This window comes from Pseudaquabacterium terrae (assembly GCF_013266755.1).
Classification (GTDB): Bacteria; Pseudomonadota; Gammaproteobacteria; order Burkholderiales; family Burkholderiaceae_C; genus Pseudaquabacterium; species Pseudaquabacterium terrae.
Window position 1 is genome coordinate 720,332 of sequence record NZ_JABRWJ010000002.1, and the last position, 16,485, is coordinate 736,816.

General features: G+C 71.7%; 13 protein-coding genes. 6 read left to right on the plus strand and 7 right to left on the minus strand.

All coding sequences use genetic code 11. The features are described 5' to 3' along the window. Positions 1 to 104: 104 nt before the first annotated feature. Genes HLB44_RS08400 through HLB44_RS08410 form a run of 3 tightly spaced genes read left to right on the plus strand, consistent with a single transcriptional unit; the run spans position 105 to position 4,587 of the window. A complete protein-coding gene (locus tag HLB44_RS08400) occupies positions 105 to 485 on the plus strand; it encodes an ANTAR domain-containing protein (RefSeq protein WP_173122086.1) in 381 nt (126 codons plus the stop codon). Beyond that, positions 482 to 3,814 (plus strand): PAS domain-containing protein, encoded by a 3,333-nt coding sequence (locus tag HLB44_RS08405; RefSeq protein ID WP_173122087.1) that lies wholly within the window; start codon positions 482 to 484, stop codon positions 3,812 to 3,814. The genes HLB44_RS08400 and HLB44_RS08405 overlap by 4 nt, the downstream gene beginning before the upstream one ends. 53 nt (positions 3,815 to 3,867) lie before the next feature. Then, a complete protein-coding gene (locus tag HLB44_RS08410) occupies positions 3,868 to 4,587 on the plus strand; it encodes a response regulator (RefSeq protein WP_173122088.1) in 720 nt (239 codons plus the stop codon). A gap of 16 nt (positions 4,588 to 4,603) precedes the next feature. Here HLB44_RS08410 and HLB44_RS08415 read toward each other — a convergent pair whose 3' ends face one another. After that, positions 4,604 to 5,299, minus strand: coding sequence for an aspartate/glutamate racemase family protein (locus HLB44_RS08415; RefSeq protein WP_173122089.1), 696 nt, complete (start codon positions 5,297 to 5,299; stop codon positions 4,604 to 4,606). Positions 5,300 to 5,355: 56 nt separating this feature from the next. Here HLB44_RS08415 and HLB44_RS08420 point away from each other — a divergent pair, with 56 nt between their 5' ends. Together HLB44_RS08420 and HLB44_RS08425 are read left to right on the plus strand one after the other, a co-directional pair. After that, positions 5,356 to 5,574: a hypothetical protein gene (locus HLB44_RS08420; protein WP_173122090.1), complete on the plus strand. Its 219-nt coding sequence runs from the start codon at positions 5,356 to 5,358 to the stop codon at positions 5,572 to 5,574. Between the two features lie 111 nt (positions 5,575 to 5,685). Further along, positions 5,686 to 9,210: an EAL domain-containing protein gene (locus HLB44_RS08425; RefSeq protein ID WP_173122091.1), complete on the plus strand. Its 3,525-nt coding sequence runs from the start codon at positions 5,686 to 5,688 to the stop codon at positions 9,208 to 9,210. 246 nt (positions 9,211 to 9,456) lie between these two features. On the opposite strand, the gene HLB44_RS08430 is transcribed toward HLB44_RS08425, so the two are convergent. The 6 genes from HLB44_RS08430 to HLB44_RS08455 all read right to left on the minus strand — a co-directional run bounded on the left by HLB44_RS08430 (position 9,457) and on the right by HLB44_RS08455 (position 15,481). Then, positions 9,457 to 10,527 carry an alpha/beta fold hydrolase gene (locus HLB44_RS08430; RefSeq protein WP_173122092.1) on the minus strand — a complete coding sequence of 357 codons (1,071 nt, stop codon included), beginning with the start codon at positions 10,525 to 10,527 and terminating at the stop codon, positions 9,457 to 9,459. A gap of 25 nt (positions 10,528 to 10,552) precedes the next feature. Continuing rightward, a complete protein-coding gene (locus HLB44_RS08435; RefSeq protein ID WP_173122093.1) occupies positions 10,553 to 10,861 on the minus strand; it encodes a DUF2917 domain-containing protein in 309 nt (102 codons plus the stop codon). A 240-nt stretch (positions 10,862 to 11,101) separates the two neighbouring features. Next, on the minus strand, positions 11,102 to 12,277 hold the full coding sequence (locus HLB44_RS08440; RefSeq protein WP_246312122.1) for an ABC transporter permease: 1,176 nt from the start codon (positions 12,275 to 12,277) through the stop codon (positions 11,102 to 11,104). Positions 12,278 to 12,314: 37 nt separating this feature from the next. Next, positions 12,315 to 13,523, minus strand: coding sequence for an ABC transporter permease (locus tag HLB44_RS08445; protein ID WP_173122095.1), 1,209 nt, complete (start codon positions 13,521 to 13,523; stop codon positions 12,315 to 12,317). Further along, entirely contained in the window at positions 13,520 to 14,215 is a 696-nt protein-coding gene (locus HLB44_RS08450) for an ABC transporter ATP-binding protein (protein WP_173122096.1), read from the minus strand. Before HLB44_RS08450 ends, HLB44_RS08445 begins: the two co-directional genes overlap by 4 nt. 93 nt (positions 14,216 to 14,308) lie before the next feature. Next, a complete protein-coding gene (locus HLB44_RS08455) occupies positions 14,309 to 15,481 on the minus strand; it encodes an efflux RND transporter periplasmic adaptor subunit (protein WP_173122097.1) in 1,173 nt (390 codons plus the stop codon). A gap of 319 nt (positions 15,482 to 15,800) precedes the next feature. Here HLB44_RS08455 and HLB44_RS36740 point away from each other — a divergent pair, with 319 nt between their 5' ends. Further along, positions 15,801 to 16,412: a PEP-CTERM sorting domain-containing protein gene (locus HLB44_RS36740; protein ID WP_217283569.1), complete on the plus strand. Its 612-nt coding sequence runs from the start codon at positions 15,801 to 15,803 to the stop codon at positions 16,410 to 16,412. Positions 16,413 to 16,485: the final 73 nt, after the last annotated feature.

Below are 16,485 nucleotides of genomic sequence, written 5' to 3' on the forward strand. Positions count from 1 at the left end.
ATGGAATCGACCCTCAGCTACCGCGGCGCGGTCTATCCCTGGCACTGCGACCACATGGGCCACATGAACGTCATGTGGACCATGGGCAAGTTCGACGAGGCAGTGTGAACCGATTGCGCGTGCTGCTGCACGACGTCGAGCCGGCGCTCGCCGAACTGCTCGACGAATGGCTCGCCGAGCTGGGGACCGAGCCGCTACGATCCTGCAGCAGCGTCCCCGACGGCCGCTGCCACCTCGTGATCACCGCCGTGCACTACCCGCGCCAGACCGATGCGCTCGCGCTGCGGCAGCTCGCCGCCGCGCACGTCGCGCCGGTGCTGGTGCTGTCGCCGACCTTCTTCGCCGCGATCGAATGCCACGGCCCGGTGGCCGAGGCGCTGGGCGTTGCCGGCGTGCTGCCGCAGCCGGTCGGGCGCGAGGCACTGCAGGCGGCGGTGCGGCGGCTGCTGAAGCTGCCGGCGGTTGCGGTCGGAGACCCATCGTGACCACCGAAGGGGTCCGCTGGCGCCACCTGCCGTGGCTGGGCGGGCTGTTCATCGCCGTGATCGTCGCGCTGGCCGGCTACGACATCTGGCGCGCCTACCACGCGACGATCGACACGACCACGCGTGAGCTGGAGGCCCAGGCGCTGGTGATCGGCGAGCAGACCGCGCGCAGCGTGCAGGCCATCGACGTGGTGCTGCGCCACCTGGCGCGCGTGCACCGCGCCGGCGGCTTCGATGCGCTGGACGCCGCGCAGCTGCATGCGCTGCTGCGCGAGCAGGCAGTGGGCCTCGGCCAGGCCGAGGGCCTGGCGCTGCACGATGCGCAGGGCGCCACGCGCGCGCTGTCGTGGCTGCATCCGGTGCCGCCGGCCATTGCCAGCGCGGCCGTCCGTCCCGGCTTCCAGCGCATCCGCGACGATCCGACGACCGAGCTGGTGCTCGGCGCGACGACCACCGGCCGGCTCGACGGCCTGGCCTTCTTCCCGATGGCGCGCCGGCTGACGACGCCCGACGGCCGCTTCGCCGGCACGATCACTGCGCGCAGCCGCGTCGCCTACTTCGAGGACTTCTACCGCGACGTGCAGATCGGCCCGACCGTGCGCATCGCGCTGCTGCATCACGACGGCACGCTGCTGGCGCGCTACCCGCCGCTGCCGGAATCGCTGGGCAAGCAGTTCCCGCAGGCGCTCGGCTACCTGGCCGCGATCCAGGCCGGCGGCAAGGCGCCGGCGCGCATGAAGAGCCCGGTCGACGGCCGCGACCGCTTCGGCGCGATGCGCCCGGTGCCGGACTACCCGCTGGTGATCGTCGTCTCGCGCGATGCCGATGCGGCGCTGGCGCCGTGGCGCGCGCAGGCGCTGGGCTCGGCGGCGCGCACGCTGGCGCTGGCCGGGCTGGCCGCCGTGCTGCTGGCCTTCGTCACGCGGCAGCTGAAGCGGCTGGACACGGCGCGCGCGTCGCTGGAGGTCTCGCAGGAACGCTACGCGCTGGCCGCCGCCGGTGCCGACGACGGCATCTGGGATTGGGACCTGGCCGCCGGCACCGCCTACGAGTCGGCGCGTGCGCGCGAGCTGCAGGGGCTGCCGCCGGGGCCCGAGACACAGCCGCTCACCGCGCTGCAGGATTCGCTGCAAGTGCATCCCGACGACGCCGAGCGCCGCCGCACGACGATGCAGCTGCACCTCGACGGCAAGACGCCGGCCTACGAGGTCGACTACCGCGTGCGCCATCCGGACGGTGGCTACCGCTGGATCCGCGTGCGTGCGCTGTGCATCCGCGATCCGCAGGGCAGGCCGCTGCGCATCGCCGGCTCGGTCAGCGACATCGATGCGCGCCAGCGCGCCGAGATGGCGCTGCGCGAGAGCCAGGAGCGCTTCGCGCTCGCCGTCACCGGCTCCGACGACGGCATCTGGGACTGGAACTACGCGGCCGGCCATGCTTTCGCGTCGGCACGCGGGCGCCAGATCCTCGGCCTGCCCGACGGGCCCGAGACGCAGTCCATCGACGAATGGTTCGCGCTGATGCGCGAGGCGCTGCATCCCGACGACCTGCCGCAGCGCGACGCGGCGATCGCCGACCACCTGGCCGGCCGCACGCCGGCTTACGCCGGCGAATGGCGCGTGCGCCAGGGCGACGGCAGCTACCGCTGGATCCGCGTGCACGGCGTGTGCATCCGCGACACCGCCGGCAAGCCCTACCGCATGGCCGGCTCGGTCAGCGACATCGATGCCGAGAAGCGCGCCGAACAGGGGCTCAAGCTCTCCGAAGAGCGCTACGCGATCGCGATGAGCGGCTCGAGCGAGGCGCACTGGGTCTGGGACATCGCGGCCGACCAGGTCTTCGTCTCCGACTACATGCGCCAGCTGTTCGACCTGCCGCCGGAGATGGTCAGCCCATCGATGCGCGCGCTGCTCGACCAGGTGCCGGTGCACGAGGCCGACCATGCGCGCGTCGGGCAGGCGGTGGCCGACCACCTGGCCGGGCGCACGCCGCAGCTGGACATCGAATACCGCATCGTGATGCGCGATGCGCAGGGCCAGGCCGCGCCGCGCTGGGTGCACACGCGCGCCACCTGCTTCCGCGGCCCCGACGGCCGCGCGCAGCGCCTGGCCGGTGCCTCGGTGGAAATCAGTGCGCGCAAGAACGCCGAGGCCGAGCGCGACCGGCTCGAGCTGCAGCTGCGCCAGGCGCAGAAGCTCGAAGCCATCGGCACGCTGGCCGGCGGCATCGCGCACGACTTCAACAACATCCTGTCGGCGATCCTCGGTTACGGCGAGATGGCGCAGAAGGACGCGCCCGAGCGCAGCGCGCTGCGCCGCCATGTCGACGCCATCGTCGCCGCCGGGCTGCGCGCGAAATCGCTGGTCGAGCGCATCCTCGCCTTCAGCCGCAGCGGCATGGGCGAACGCGTGCCGGTGCCGGTGCAGGCGGTGGTCGCCGAGGCGCTCGACGGCGTGGCGGCGACGCTGCCGGCCGGCATCGCGCTGGCGCGCCGGCTCGATGCCGGCGACGCCGCGGTGCTGGGCGACCCGACGCAAATCCACCAGGTCGTGCTGAACCTGTGCGCCAACGCGGTGCAGGCGATGCGCGGCGAGGGCGTGCTGGCCGTGGCCGTCGAGCGGGTGCAGCTCGAGGGCGCGCGGCCGGTGGCCACCAGCGTGCTGCAGCCCGGGGGCTACCTGCTGCTGACGGTGCGCGACAGCGGCTCGGGCATCCCGCCCGGGCTGCTCGAACGCATCTTCGATCCGTTCTTCACGACCAAGGAGGTCGGTGTCGGCACCGGGCTCGGGCTGTCGCTGGTGCACGGCATCGTCACCGACCTGGGCGGCGGCATCGCGGTCGACAGCGTCGAGGGGCACGGCGCCACCTTCAGCGTCTACCTGCCGTGGCGCGGTGACACCGCGATCGCGCCGGCCGTCGCCGACGAGCCGATCGGCAGCGGCGCCGGCGAGACGATCCTGCTGGTCGACGACGAGGAGCCGCTGGTGCGTCTGGGCGAAGAGCTGCTGGCCGGCCTGGGTTACGAGCCGGTCGGCTTTGCATCGAGCAGCGCGGCGCTGCAGGCCTTTCGCGCCGATCCGCAGCGCTTCCACGCGGTGCTCAGCGACGAGGCGATGCCCGGGCTGACCGGCTCCGAGCTGGCGGCCGAGATCCGCCGCCTGCGGCCCGAGATCCCGATCGTGCTGATGAGCGGCTACGTCAGCGCCGCGCTGGCGGCGCGGGCGCGCGCGGCCGGCGTCGCGGAGGTGCTGGCCAAGCCGCTCGTGGCACGCGACATCGCGCGTGCGCTGGCCCAGGCGCTCGGCGCCGTCGACGTCTCTCAAGGATGATCCCGATGCTGGCCGACTTGCATGCCCGACCGCTTGCGCCGATGCTTGGCGCCATGTCTTCGCTGCCCCATGTGCTCGCGCTCGACGACGACCCGTCGATCCGCGAGCTGCTGAGCGACTACCTCGGCCAGAACGAGCTGCGCGTCACCACGGTGGCCAGCGGCCGCGAGCTGGCCGACGTGCTGTCCCGCGAGACGATCGACCTGCTGGTGCTCGACGTCCGGCTGCCGGGCGAAGACGGCCTGCAAATTGCGCGCCGGCTGCGCGAGGACTCGGCGATCCCGATCCTGATGCTGACCGGCCGTGCCGAGGAGGCCGACCGCGTGATGGGCCTGGAGCTCGGCGCCGACGACTACCTGACCAAGCCCTTCAGCCCGCGCGAGCTGCTGGCGCGCATCCGCGCGCTGCTGCGGCGCGCGCAGGCTCAAGGGGGCGGCGCCAAGCCGAAACTGCGCGCCTACCGCTTCGCCGGCTGGGAGCTGAACATGGGCCTGCGCAAGCTGAAGGACCCGCAGGGCCGGCCGGTCGAGCTGACCAACGGTGAATTCAGCCTGCTCAGCGCCTTCCTGTCGTCGCCGCAGCGCACCCTGACGCGCGACCAGCTGCTCGACCTCTCGCGCCTGCACAACGCCGAGGTCTACGACCGCTCGATCGACGTGCAGATCCTGCGCCTGCGCCGCAAGATCGAGGCCGACCCGGCGAATCCGCTCTACATCGTCACGCAGCGCGGCGCGGGGTATGTGTTCAGTGCGGACGTGGAGATCGTGCGTTAGGGAATCGGGCGCTGCGTCATGGCGCCAACGCCTCCTCGGCCGCCGCCCGCGCATGGATCGCCGTGGTGTCGAACAGCGGCACCGGCGAGTCCCCGGGCGTGACCAGCAGCGAGATCTCGGTGCAGCCGAGGATGATCGCCTGCGCGCCCTGGCCGGCGAGGTCCGCCATGATCCGCCGGTAGGCGCTGCGCGATGCTTCGGTGATCACGCCCAGGCACAGCTCCTCGTAGATGATGCGGTGCACGATCGCGCGGTCGTCCGGCTCCGGCACGATGATCCGCAGGCCGTGGCGTTCACTCAGCCGCTCGCGGTAGAAGTCCTGTTCCATCGTGAAGCGCGTGCCGAGCAGGCCCACCACCGTGTGGCCGGCCTGGCGGATCTCGGCGGCCGTCGTGTCGGCGATGTGGAACAGCGGGATGCCGACGGCGGCTTCGATCGCCGGCGCGACCTTGTGCATCGTGTTCGTGCACAGCACCAGGAAATCGGCGCCCGCGGCCTGCAGCGCGCGGGCGGCGTCGGCCATCACCCGGCCGGCCGCGGGCCAGTCGCCGTCACGCTGCAGTTGTTCGACCTCGTGGAAGTCGACGCTGTACAGCACGATCCGCGCCGAATGCAGCCCGCCCAGTCGCTGCTTGATCGTCTCGTTGATCTGGCGGTAATACGGCACGGTCGATTCCCAGCTCATGCCGCCGATCAGGCCGATGGTCTTCATGGGCGGATGCTAGCCGCACCGATGGCCGGCCCGTACTGCGCCGGCATACTCGACGCATGAAGACGCGACTGCTCCTCTCCCTCGCCGCCCTCGGTCTGCTGGGCGCCGGATGTTCGACCTCCCATTGGTACAACCAGGTCCAGGGCGCGCAGTACGACAAGTGCGAATCGCTGGCCAACACGGAAGACCGGCGCCGCTGCAAGGAGGCGACGCGCCCCGACGCCGACAAGTACGCGAAGGAACGGGACGCGTCACGCGGCACCGCCAAGCCCTGAATTTGTCTCGTTTTCGGCGCGCGCCGGCTCAAGCGGCCGCGTGGGGGCGCCGATATGCCGGGGACACCCCCGGCCTTCGGCTTCCACCCCCCGACCCGCGCAGATGTACCCATGAGCAGCGAGCGCGCCGTCGAGCACAGCGATGAATTCGACCCGCTGGCCGCGCTGCGCGAGAGCGAGGCGCGCTTTCGCAGCCTGACCGAGCTGTCCTCCGACTGGTACTGGGAGCAGGGCCCCGATTTCCGCTTCTCGGTGCGCGCCACCGGCCCGTCGCCGCATGCCGCGCTGCACCCGCAAAGTGATCTCGGCAAGACGCGTTGGGAGCTGCCGACCGTCGGCGTCAGCGAGGCGCAATGGGCCGAGCACCGTGCGATGCTGCAGGCGTACCGGCCGTTCCGCGACTTCGTCTACCAGCGCCGTGACGAGACCGGCCGGCTGCGCTGGGTCAGCGTCAGCGGCCACCCGGTGTTCGACGAGCACGGCGCCTTCCGCGGCTACCGCGGCGTCGGCAAGGATGTCACCGAATCGAAGCGCGGCGGGCTGCTGCTGGCGCTGGAACATGCGGTGGCGCGCTGCCTGGCCGATGCCGACGACGCCGCGGCGGCGCTGCGCGCCGTGATGCAGGCGGTCTGCGAGGCCGAGAACTGGGAACACGGCGCCTACTGGCGCGTCGACGAAGCGGCCGGCCTGATGCGCATGGCCGGCGCCTGGCACCAGCCGAACGAGCAGCTCGCGCGCTACACCGAGAGCTCCAGCCACGTGGTCTGCGCGCCCGGCGTCGGGCTGGTCGGCATCGTCTGGCAATCCGGCGATCCGCTGTGGGTCGAGGACTTCGGCCGCGACGAACGGGTCTACCAGAAGAGCCTGGCGCGCGACATCACCCTGCGCGGCATGTTCGTGTTTCCGGTCAAGTCCGACGGCCGCACGCTCGGCGCCTTCGCCTTCTTCAGCCGCGAGGTGCGCGAGCCCGACCAGCGCCTGCTGGCCGCGGCGCGCGTCATCGGCAGCCAGGTCGGCCAGTTCCTGCATCGCAAGCACCGCGAAGCGGCGCTGCGCGACAGCGAGGCGCGCTTTCGCGGCCTGTGCGAGCTGTCGTCCGACTGGTACTGGGAGCAGGACGCCGAGCTGCGCTTCACGCTGATGTCCGGCGGCTTCCTGAACAAGGGCAACTTCCGCATCGACAACGCGCTCGGCAAGCGCCGCTGGGAGCTGCCGATCGTGCCCGACGACGCCGACTGGACGGCGCACCGCGCAACGCTCGAGGCGCGGCTGCCGTTCACCGACTTCGAATACCGCGTGCGCACCGACGATGGCTCGGTGCGTCACTACAGCGCGCGCGGCGAGCCGCTGTTCGATGCCCAGGGCGTCTTCACCGGCTACCGCGGTGTCGCCAACGACATCAGCAAGCGCAAGCAGCGCGACGAGGAGCTGCGGCGCTTCCGCGCGGCGCTGGACACGACCGCCGACGTGATCCTGCTCGTCGATCCGGACGCGATGCGCATCGTCGACGTCAACAGCACCGCCTGCGCGTTGTTGGGCTACACGCGCGCCGAGCTGCTGACGCTGGGCCCGCACGAGGTCTGCACGCTGACGCGCGAGGAGCTGGCGGCCGGCTATCACGCGCTGATCACCGGCACCAACCCGTTCGGCCAGATGCGGATCACGCTGCGCTGCCGCGACGGCAGCCTGCTGCCGGTGGAAGCGTCGCGGCGTGCGATTCCGTCGGGCGACGGCTGGATCATCGTCGGCATCGTGCGCGACATTCGCGCGCGCCTGGCGGCCGAGGCGACGATCAACCGCCACGCGAAGCAGCAGAGCCTGATCGCCGCGTTCGGCCAGAAGGCGCTCGCCAACGTCGAGCTCGACGAGCTGCTGGTGCATGCGGCCGAGGTGGCCGCGCAGGGGCTGGCGGAAGACTTCAGCCTCGTGCTGCAGCTGTCGAGCGACGGCCGCTCGCTGCTGCTGCGCGCCGGCAGCGGCTGGCTCGACGGCGCCGAGGGGCGCCGCATCGCCGGGCTCGACGGCGCCCATGAAGACAGCGGCGTGATGGCACTGGCCGCGCCGCGGCTGGTCGACGACTACGCCGCCGCCGGCGCGGCGATCGCGCCGCCGCTGCTGGCGGCCAAGGGCATCCGCAGCAGCGTGTGCGTGCCGATCCACGGCATCGGCGGGCCCTACGGCGTGCTCGGTGCCTGTTCGCCGGCGCCGGGCCGCTTCGCACAGGAGAGCCTGCACTTCCTGAACAGCCTGGCCAATACGCTGGCGACGGCGATGGACCGCAAGGGGGCCGAGCAACGCCTGAGTTATCTGGCGCAGTTCGACACGCTGACCGGCCTGGCCAACCGCAGCCTGTTCCTCGACCGCTTCGCGCAGACGCTGAAGCAGGCGCAGCGCACCGGCTCCAGCGTCGGCGTGCTGTTCATCGACCTCGACCGCTTCAAGCTCGTCAACGACACGCTCGGCCATTCCAGCGGCGATGCGCTGCTGATCCAGGTCGCCGGGCGGCTGCAGGACTGCCTGCGCGCCGAGGATGCCGCCGGCCGCTTGGGCGGCGACGAATTCGCCTTCGTGCTGCCGCACCTGGCGCGGCCCGACGATGCGGCGCTGGTGGCGCAGAAGGTCGTCGCCGCGCTGGCCCGGCCGTTCCGGCTCGAGGGCCAGGAGCTCTACGTCACCGCCAGCCTGGGCATCGCCGTCTACCCGGCCGACGGCGACGATGCCGACACCTTGCTGCGCAACGCCGACACGGCGATGTACCGGGCCAAGGAGGGCGGCCGCAACACCTACCAGTTCTACCTGCCGGAGATGAATGCGCTGGCGCTGCAGCGGCTGCAGCTGCAGATGGAGCTGCGCGGGGCGCTGGAGCGGCGCGAGTTCTTGCTGCACTACCAGCCGAAGGTCGACCTGGCCAGCGGCCGCATCAGCGGCTTCGAGGCGCTGCTGCGCTGGCAGCACCCGGTGCGCGGGCTGGTGCCGCCGCTGCAGTTCATCTCGATCCTCGAGGACACCGGGCTGATCATCCCGGTCGGCGAATGGGTCGTGCGCACGGTGTGCGAACAGCTCGCGCACTGGCAGGCGGTCGGCATCACGCCGCGGCCGGTGGCGATCAACCTGTCGGCACGCCAGTTTCAGCAATGCAACCTCGACACGACGATCGCCGCGATCCTCGACGAGACGGGCATCGACCCCGGGCTGCTCGAGCTGGAGCTGACCGAATCGATGCTGATGAGCAACCCGGACGACGCCGCGCGCATGTTGAACACGATGCGCGCGCACGGCGTGCGGCTGTCGGTCGACGACTTCGGCACCGGTTACTCGAGCCTCGCGTACCTGAAGCGCTTTCCGCTCGACGCGCTGAAGATCGACCGTGCCTTCATCCGCGACGTCTGCACCGATGCCGACGACGCGACGATCGCGCTGGCGATCATCAACCTCGCGCACAGCCTGAAGCTCAAGGTCATCGCCGAAGGCGTCGAGAGCGAGGACCAGCTGCAGTTCCTGCGCGCGCAGGGCTGCGACGAGATGCAGGGCTACTACTTCGCAAAGCCGCTGGCCATCGCCGACTGCACGCGCGCGCTGGTCGAGGATCGGCGGCTGCCGCGGTCGCAGCCGGCGCTGCACGCGGCCGTTGGCTGAAGATCAAGGCCTGAGCGTGATCCGGCCCTGAGGCCGCCGACGCGGCGGTGGCCGAAGTGACCCGTGCGTCCTCGAAACACAACGGGTCTTGCGTCACCGCGCCGAACAGGATCGTGTTGCTGGTGCCGTCGTTGACGCCGACGCGCACGCCGCGGAAGCACACATCGAAGCGCGAAGTTTCGCCGAGCACGATGGTGTTGCTGGTGCCGTCGACGATCGCGCTGCCGATGTCGGATGATCCCGGCGCTACACGACGTCGTCCAGCAGGCCTTCGCGGTCAGCCCGCAGCACGGCCTCGGCGCGGTTGGCGCAGCCCAGGGCGCGCAGCGCCAAGGCGACATGCATCTCCACCGTGCGCGGACTGAGGCCGAGTTCGCGAGCCACCTGCTTGTCCGTCATGCCCTGGGCCACCAGGCCAAGGATCTGCTTCTGGCGGCGGCTCAGGCGAGGCTTGTCCGGGCGAGCGCCACCGAGGAACGCCAGGGTCTCGGCGACGAACACACGGCCGGCCTCGCGGCGGGTCGGTAGGACATGGCTGTCGCTGTCGAGCGCGACGAAGCGGGCGCCCGGGATCCAGGCGACGAGCTTTCGGCTCTGGTCGGCCGTCACCATCTGGTCGTCGCGGGCATGGAACACCAGCGTCGGGCACTGCACCAGGGCACATTCCGCCTTCACGTCGATGGCGTAGTTGATGCGCATGTGGCGCTCGGCGACATCCGGCGTCATCGACAGCCTCATGCGTTCGCTGATGAGGTGCCGCGCGACGGGGTCGGCCGCATCCGAGCCCATCAGTTGCGCGAGGAAGATCTGCCGGAACGGCGACTTCTCCTGCGCCCAGCCCTGGCGGATGGTGGCCAGCATCAGCTTGGCCTCCTCGAGCAGGTGCGGTGGCGTGGTCGGGGCGCTGAAGTAGGCCCGGGCGTAGCCGTTGACGAGGACCAGCGACGAGACGCGCTCCGGGTGCCGTGCGGCGTAGGCGATGGCCAGCGGCGCGCCGCAGGAGATCCCGAGCAGGGCCGCGGGTTCCGGGGCCATCGCGTCCATCACCGTTTCCAGATCGGCGACGAGCGTCTCGAAGCCGAACGGCGGCACGTCGCGCGTCGACAGGCCGCAGCCGCGCGGGTCGTAGCGCAGCAAGGTGTGGTGGTGACTCAGCGCCTCGATCGTCGACCAGGTGTCGGGCTCGCGCGCCTCGCACTCCACGTGGCTGACCCAGGTGCCCGCCCGCACAAGCCGGGGGCCGCTGCCCGTGATGGCGCAGGCCAGGGTCACGCGGTCCGGAGTCTGGCAGAAGCGAAGGTCCTGTCGTGGTTCCACGGCGGGGCCTCAAGCAGCCGACGACTCAGCCATTGTGGGCGTGCGGCAGCGCGGCGGCAATCAGGACCTCCGCCTCCTCGTGCGCCTGCATCAGCACCCGGGGGCCGGGCTCCTGGTCGAAAACGTCGCCGGCGCCGAGCACGATGTCGATCGGCTGGCCGTCGCGGGTGATCCACAACCAGCCGCGCACGACCTGCAGCCGCTGCCGCCGGTTCGACAGGGTCACGATCGCGCCGCGCCGCATCGTGTGGCGCAGGGGCGCGGCCGGCGTCGCGCGGCGATCCGCCGTCGGGGCGACGAACCGGAAGCGAGGGAGGATGGCGTCCAGGTGCATGGTGGGCTCCTTGGGTACGGAGCCAGTCTGCGTGGCCGCCCGTCGACGCGGCAGACGGCCTCCTACGGTACGAGCCGGCGGCGGGTACGGTACGGCTACCGTAGGAACGGCGGCTTCGGGATCTGCGGTGGCGCGGCTGGCTGGGTCACCCTGTCACTCGATGCAGATCGAGTTGACGGCGGGGGCGCCGCGGCGCGACGCAGGGTGCTGCGCTCCTCAGTCGCTGCGCGCCGGCCGCCCCTATTCCGCCCGCAACGCCTCCACCGGATCCAGCCGCGCCGCCCGCCGTGCCGGCAGCACGCCCGCCGCCAGCCCGATCACCAGCGCCACGCCTTCGGCCAGCACGATGAACATCGGCGGCGTCTGCACCGGCAGTGCCGGCACCACCAGGCGCAGCGCCTGCGCCAGCGTGATGCCGATGACCAGCCCGAGCAGCCCGCCGGCCGCCGACAACACCACCGCCTCGCCGAGAAACAAGCGCAGCACGGTGGCGCGGCGGGCGCCCAGCGCCACCAGCAAGCCGATCTCGGCCGTGCGCTCGGCCACCGCGATGGTCATGATGGTCACGATGCCGACGCCGCCGACCAGCAGCGAGATGCTGCCGAGCGCGGCCACCGCCATCGTCAGCACGTCGAGGATGTTCGACAGCGTGCGCAGCATGTCGGCCTGCGTCACCAGCGTGAAGTCCTCGCGGCCATGGCGCGCGGCGAGCACGGCCTTGGCAGCGTCGGCCACCTGGTTCGCATTGGCGCCCTCGGCGTAGCTGAGGTTGATCTCCATCAGCCCGTCGCGGTTGAACAGTTCGAGCGCCCGCGCGGCCGGGATGTAGGCCATGTCGTCGAGGTCGATGCCGAGGAACTGGCCGCGTGCTTCGAGCACGCCGATGACGCGGAACTGCATGCTGCCCACCCGCAGCCGCGCGCCGAGCGGGCTGGCCACGCCGAACAGCTCGCGCTGCAGCTTGGCGCCGAGCACGACGAAGTTGCGCGCGCTGTCGGGGTCGTCGAGCGGCAGGAACTGGCCGCTCCTGATGCGCAGCTTGAAGGCGTCGATCAGCGTCGGCGTGGTGCCGTAGACCATCACGCGGCGCAGCCGGCCGTTGCCTTCGACCTCGGCGTTGCCGGTCACCCCCGGCGTCACCTGCAACACCTGCGGCACGCGGCGCAAGGCCAACGCGTCGGCCAGCGTCAGCGGCCGCACCGAAGACGGAAAACCCGGGTTGGCCCCGCCGGTCATTGTCTTGCCCGGCGTGATGCCGATGACGTTGGTGCCGAACTGCGTGAACTCGGCCAGCACGAAGCGGTGCAGCCCCTCGCCGATGGAGGTGAGCAGGATCACCGCCGCGATGCCCACCGCGATGCCCAGCAGCGTGAGAAAACTGCGCAGCCGGTGCGCGGTGAGTGCGCGCCACGACATGCCGATCGCATCCTGCAGCCGCATGTGCTTGGTCTTGCTAACGCCGTCCGAGCGCGGCCACCGGGTCGAGCGCCGCGGCGCGCTGCGCCGGCAGCACGCCGAACAGGATGCCGGTGACCAGCGCGGTGGCCAGCGCCGCCAGCACCGCCCAGGTCGGCGGCCAGGCCGGGAAGACCGGGTAGAGCTGGCGGATCACGAAGGCGCCGAAGTGGCCGACGCCGTAGCCGAGCACCGCGCCGGCCAGCGACAGCAACGCCGCTTCGGTGAGAAAAGCCGCGCGGATGGTGCGCGCGCTGGCGCCCAGCGCCTTCAGCAGGCCGACCTCGGCGCTGCGCTGCGTCACCGAGACCAGCATCACGTTCATCACCAGGATGCCGGCCACCGCCAGGCTGATCGCGGCGATGCCGGCGACACCGGCGGTCAGGGCAGTGAGCACGCGGTCGAAAGTGGCGAGCACGGCATCCTGCGTGATCACGGTGACGTCGGCCTCGCCGTCGTGGCGCTGCTTGAGGATCTGAATCACCTGCGCCTTGGCGGCGGGGATGGCCTCGCGGCTCCTCGCCTCGACCAGGATGCGGAACAAGGTGTTCGAGTTGAACATCGCCTGCGCCAGCACCACCGGCACGATCGCCAGCTGGTCGGTGTTCATGTTCAGCCCCTGGCCTGCCGGGGCCAGCACGCCGATCACCCGCAGCCGGCGCTCGCCCAGGCGCATCCACTGGCCGAGTGCGGGTTGGGCGCCGAACAGTTCGCGCTTCAGTTCCGAGCCGAGCACGATCACTGAAGAGCTGCGGCTCCATTCGTCGTCGGGCAGGAAGCGGCCCTGCGCCAGCGGCAGGCGGCGCACCGCGACGAACTCGCTGGTCGTGCCGACAACAGTGGTCTCACGCAGCCGCCCGCCGGTGCTGGCATCGGACAATCCGACGATGATCGGCGCCAGCCTGCGCACGGCGGTGGCGCGCTGCAACGCGCGGGCGTCGGCGACCGTCAAATCGCGCGTGGTGGTGGTGATCGCGCTGGCCGGGCTCAAGCCCCCGGTCTGCGAGCGGCCGGGCAGCACGATCACCAGGTTGCTGCCGATGGAAGAGAACTGGTCGACCACGTAGCGCCGGGCGCCGTCGCCGAGCGCGGTGAGCACCACCACCGCGGCAACGCCGATCGCCATCGCCACCATCATCAGCGCGGTGCGCAACGGGCTGCCGCCGGCGGCGTCGCGGGCGAAGGCGAGGATGTCGCGGGCTCTCATGACATCGCAGCGGTGGCCGCGCTGTCGTGCTTGATCGCGCCGTCTTCCATCGCCACCCGGCGCCGGGCGCGTGCGCCCATCTGCGCGTCGTGGGTCACGACGATCAGGGTCACGCCGCGCGCATTGAGCGCTTCGAGCAGGCGCATGACCTCGTCGCCGGTGGCGCGGTCGAGGTTGCCGGTCGGCTCGTCGGCGAGGATCAGCGCCGGCTGCATGATGGTCGCGCGGGCGATCGCCACGCGCTGGCGCTGGCCGCCCGACAGTTCGTTGGGCTTGTGCGCGGCGCGGTCGTCCAGGCCGTAGTCCTGCAGCGCCTGCGCCACGCGGGCGTTGCGCTCGCGCGGCGTGATGCCGGCCAGCACCATCGGCAGCGCGATGTTCTCGGCGGCGCTCAGCCGCGGCACCAGGTGGAAGCTCTGGAAGACGAAGCCGATGCGGCGGCTGCGCACGTGGGCCTGCTCTTCGGGTGTCAGCGTCGTCACGTCGCGGTCTTCGAGCCGGTAGCGGCCGGCGTCGGGCCGGTCGAGCAGGCCGACCACATTCAGCAGCGTCGACTTGCCTGAGCCCGAGGGCCCCATCACCGCGACGTATTCGCCGGCGTCGATGCGCAAGTCGAGCGCGCGCAGTGCATGCACCGGGCTGCCGCCGAGGTGGAAGACCCGCGCGATGCCTTCGAGCTCGACCTGGGCCATCGTGGTCCGGATCAGTCGGCGCTGGGCCGTTCCCAAGCCGACTGAACGCCCCCTCGGGGGGCAGCGAGCAACGCGAGCGTGGGGGCTGACATCTCAGCGCGCCTTGGCCGGCGCGGCCTCGACGGTCACGCGCGCGCCGGGCTTGACGCCTTCGCGTTCGAGCGAGGTCACGACCCGCTCGCCGGCGGTCAGGCCTTCCAGCACCTCGGCCTGCTCCCAGTTCGCCAGGCCCGTCTTCAGCCTGCGCTCGACCAGCTGGTCGCCCTCGACCACCAGCGCGCGGTTGCCTTCGCCGAGCGCCGCCGTCGGCACCCGCAGCACCTTGTCGCGCACATCGAGCACCACCTCGACATCGGCGCTGTAGCCCACCAGCAGCGGGCCGATCGCATCGCGCTGGTCGAAGCTGACGTCGATGTCGACCGTGCGCGCCTGCTTCTCGACCGCCGAGACAAAGGGCGCGATCCGCTTCACGTGGCCGGGGAAGGTCTGCCGCGGCAGCGCGTCGATCGAGATGCGCACCACCTGGCCGGGCTTGATGCGCGGCGCATCCACCTCGTCCAGCGGCGCCTTGACGTACAGGCAGGTGTCGTCGATGAGGTCGATCGCCGGTGGCGTCGGCACCCCCGGCGGCGAGGGCGTGGAGTATTCGCCGACCTCGCCGACGATCTTGGCCACGGTGCCGGCGAAGGGCGCCAGCAGCAGCGTGCGGCTTTGCTCGACGCGCGTGACCTCGACCCGCGCCTGCGCCTGGCGCACGTCGGCCTGCGCGGTGGCGCAGCTGCCACGGCGCGCGTCGGCCTCGCTGCGCGCGCCGTCTTCACGCGCGGTCGAGACGAAGCCCTGTTCGCGCAGCGCGGTCTGGCGCTGCGCCTCGCGCGCGGCCGCGTCGGCCATCGTGCAGGCTTCGGCCACCCGCTTGCGCGTGGTCTCGAGCTGCGCCTGCGCCAGCGCCTGCTGCGCCTGCTGGTCGTCGTTCCACAGCTTCATCAGCAGCTGGCCCTTCTTGACGCGGTCGCCCTCCTTGACCGCCAGCAGCTCGATGCGGCCGCCGCTGGTGGTCGACAGCTTGGTGCGCTGGCAGGCCTCGATGCTGCCGGCGCGCGTATTGGCGACGGTCGATTCGACCTTGCCCAGCGTGACCTCGGCCACCACCACGGCAACCGGCTTGCTGCGGCTGAACCATGACACCGCGGCGATGAGGGCGCCGAGCAGGACCAGCATCACCAGGCCGCGGCGCCACCAGGGTGAAAGGGAAGGGGGCTTCATCGTGGCGGCGATTCTGCCCCCGGGACTGCCCCTGGCCCGGCCAACTCCAGCGGCCGCTGCGCGGCCTGTGCCGGGCGTGCCAGTCGGCCAGCGACTACTTCGCAAAGCCGCTGGCCATCGCCGACTGCACGCGGGCGCTGGTCGAGGACCGGCGGCTGCCGGCGTCGGCCGTGCCGGCGCTGCGCGTGGTGGCCGGCTGAGGCTCACGACCCACCCCGAATGAGGGGGTGGCGCAGCGCCGCTGCGTCCGCTGCACAGGCCTTCCCGTAGGTACCCCGCCGCTGCTCCTGGCGGCTCGCACCCGGAAAGGCTTGCCACCATGAATCTCCGCCACGTCGCCGCAGCTGCGGCCTTCGGCTCTCTCACGCTTGGCGCACAGGCGGCACCCGTCGCCGACGCCGCCGGCGACTTCCTCGCCAGCTTCACCGGCACGCAGCAGGCGGCGCTCGACGTGCTGTCGTCCGACGTCAGCTTCGACGTCGTGCACCAGCGCTTCAACCTGCATGCCGTCACCAGCGGCGCGATCGCCGGTGCGCCCGGTGCCGCCTATGTCTTCGGCTTCGACCGCGGCGGCGCGGCGAACTCGCCCTTCGGCGCCATCGGCGCGCCCGGCATCGCCTTCAACGCGACCGCGGTGCTGCGCTCGAACGGCACCGGCAGCGTCGGCGCCAATCCGATCAGCGTGAACATCGTCGGCAATGAAATCTTCGCGACGGTGCTGGCCAGCCTGCTGCCGTCGAACGGCGCGGTCTTCGAGGACTACGAATGGGCGCTGTGGTCGATCGACGCGACGATCACCGGCCTGCCGCGCAACGCCGACTTCGCGCCGGGGGTCAATACGCTCGTCGCCGTCGTGCCCGAGCCGGCGAGCCTGGCGCTGGTGGCGCTGGGGCTGGCCGGCATCGGCGCGCTGCGGCGGCGCCGGGCCTAGATGGAGCACCCGGCCCCGCGGGTACGCGTGGCCACCCGCCAAGCGGGTTGCGCGGCCGCCTTGGGGCGGCCCG

Bases quoted from the DNA above. Each gene is read 5' to 3' on its own strand.
- HLB44_RS08455 (WP_173122097.1), bottom strand. From the start codon at position 15,481: ATGAAGCCCCCTTCCCTTTCACCCTGGTGGCGCCGCGGCCTGGTGATG.
- HLB44_RS08440 (WP_246312122.1), bottom strand. From the start codon at position 12,277: ATGTCGTGGCGCGCACTCACCGCGCACCGGCTGCGCAGTTTTCTCACG.
- HLB44_RS08415 (WP_173122089.1), bottom strand. From the start codon at position 5,299: ATGAAGACCATCGGCCTGATCGGCGGCATGAGCTGGGAATCGACCGTG.
- HLB44_RS08425 (WP_173122091.1), top strand. From the start codon at position 5,686: ATGAGCAGCGAGCGCGCCGTCGAGCACAGCGATGAATTCGACCCGCTG.
- HLB44_RS08445 (WP_173122095.1), bottom strand. From the start codon at position 13,523: ATGAGAGCCCGCGACATCCTCGCCTTCGCCCGCGACGCCGCCGGCGGC.
- HLB44_RS36740 (WP_217283569.1), top strand. From the start codon at position 15,801: ATGAATCTCCGCCACGTCGCCGCAGCTGCGGCCTTCGGCTCTCTCACG.
- HLB44_RS08450 (WP_173122096.1), bottom strand. From the start codon at position 14,215: ATGGCCCAGGTCGAGCTCGAAGGCATCGCGCGGGTCTTCCACCTCGGC.
- HLB44_RS08420 (WP_173122090.1), top strand. From the start codon at position 5,356: ATGAAGACGCGACTGCTCCTCTCCCTCGCCGCCCTCGGTCTGCTGGGC.
- HLB44_RS08410 (WP_173122088.1), top strand. From the start codon at position 3,868: ATGTCTTCGCTGCCCCATGTGCTCGCGCTCGACGACGACCCGTCGATC.
- HLB44_RS08435 (WP_173122093.1), bottom strand. From the start codon at position 10,861: ATGCACCTGGACGCCATCCTCCCTCGCTTCCGGTTCGTCGCCCCGACG.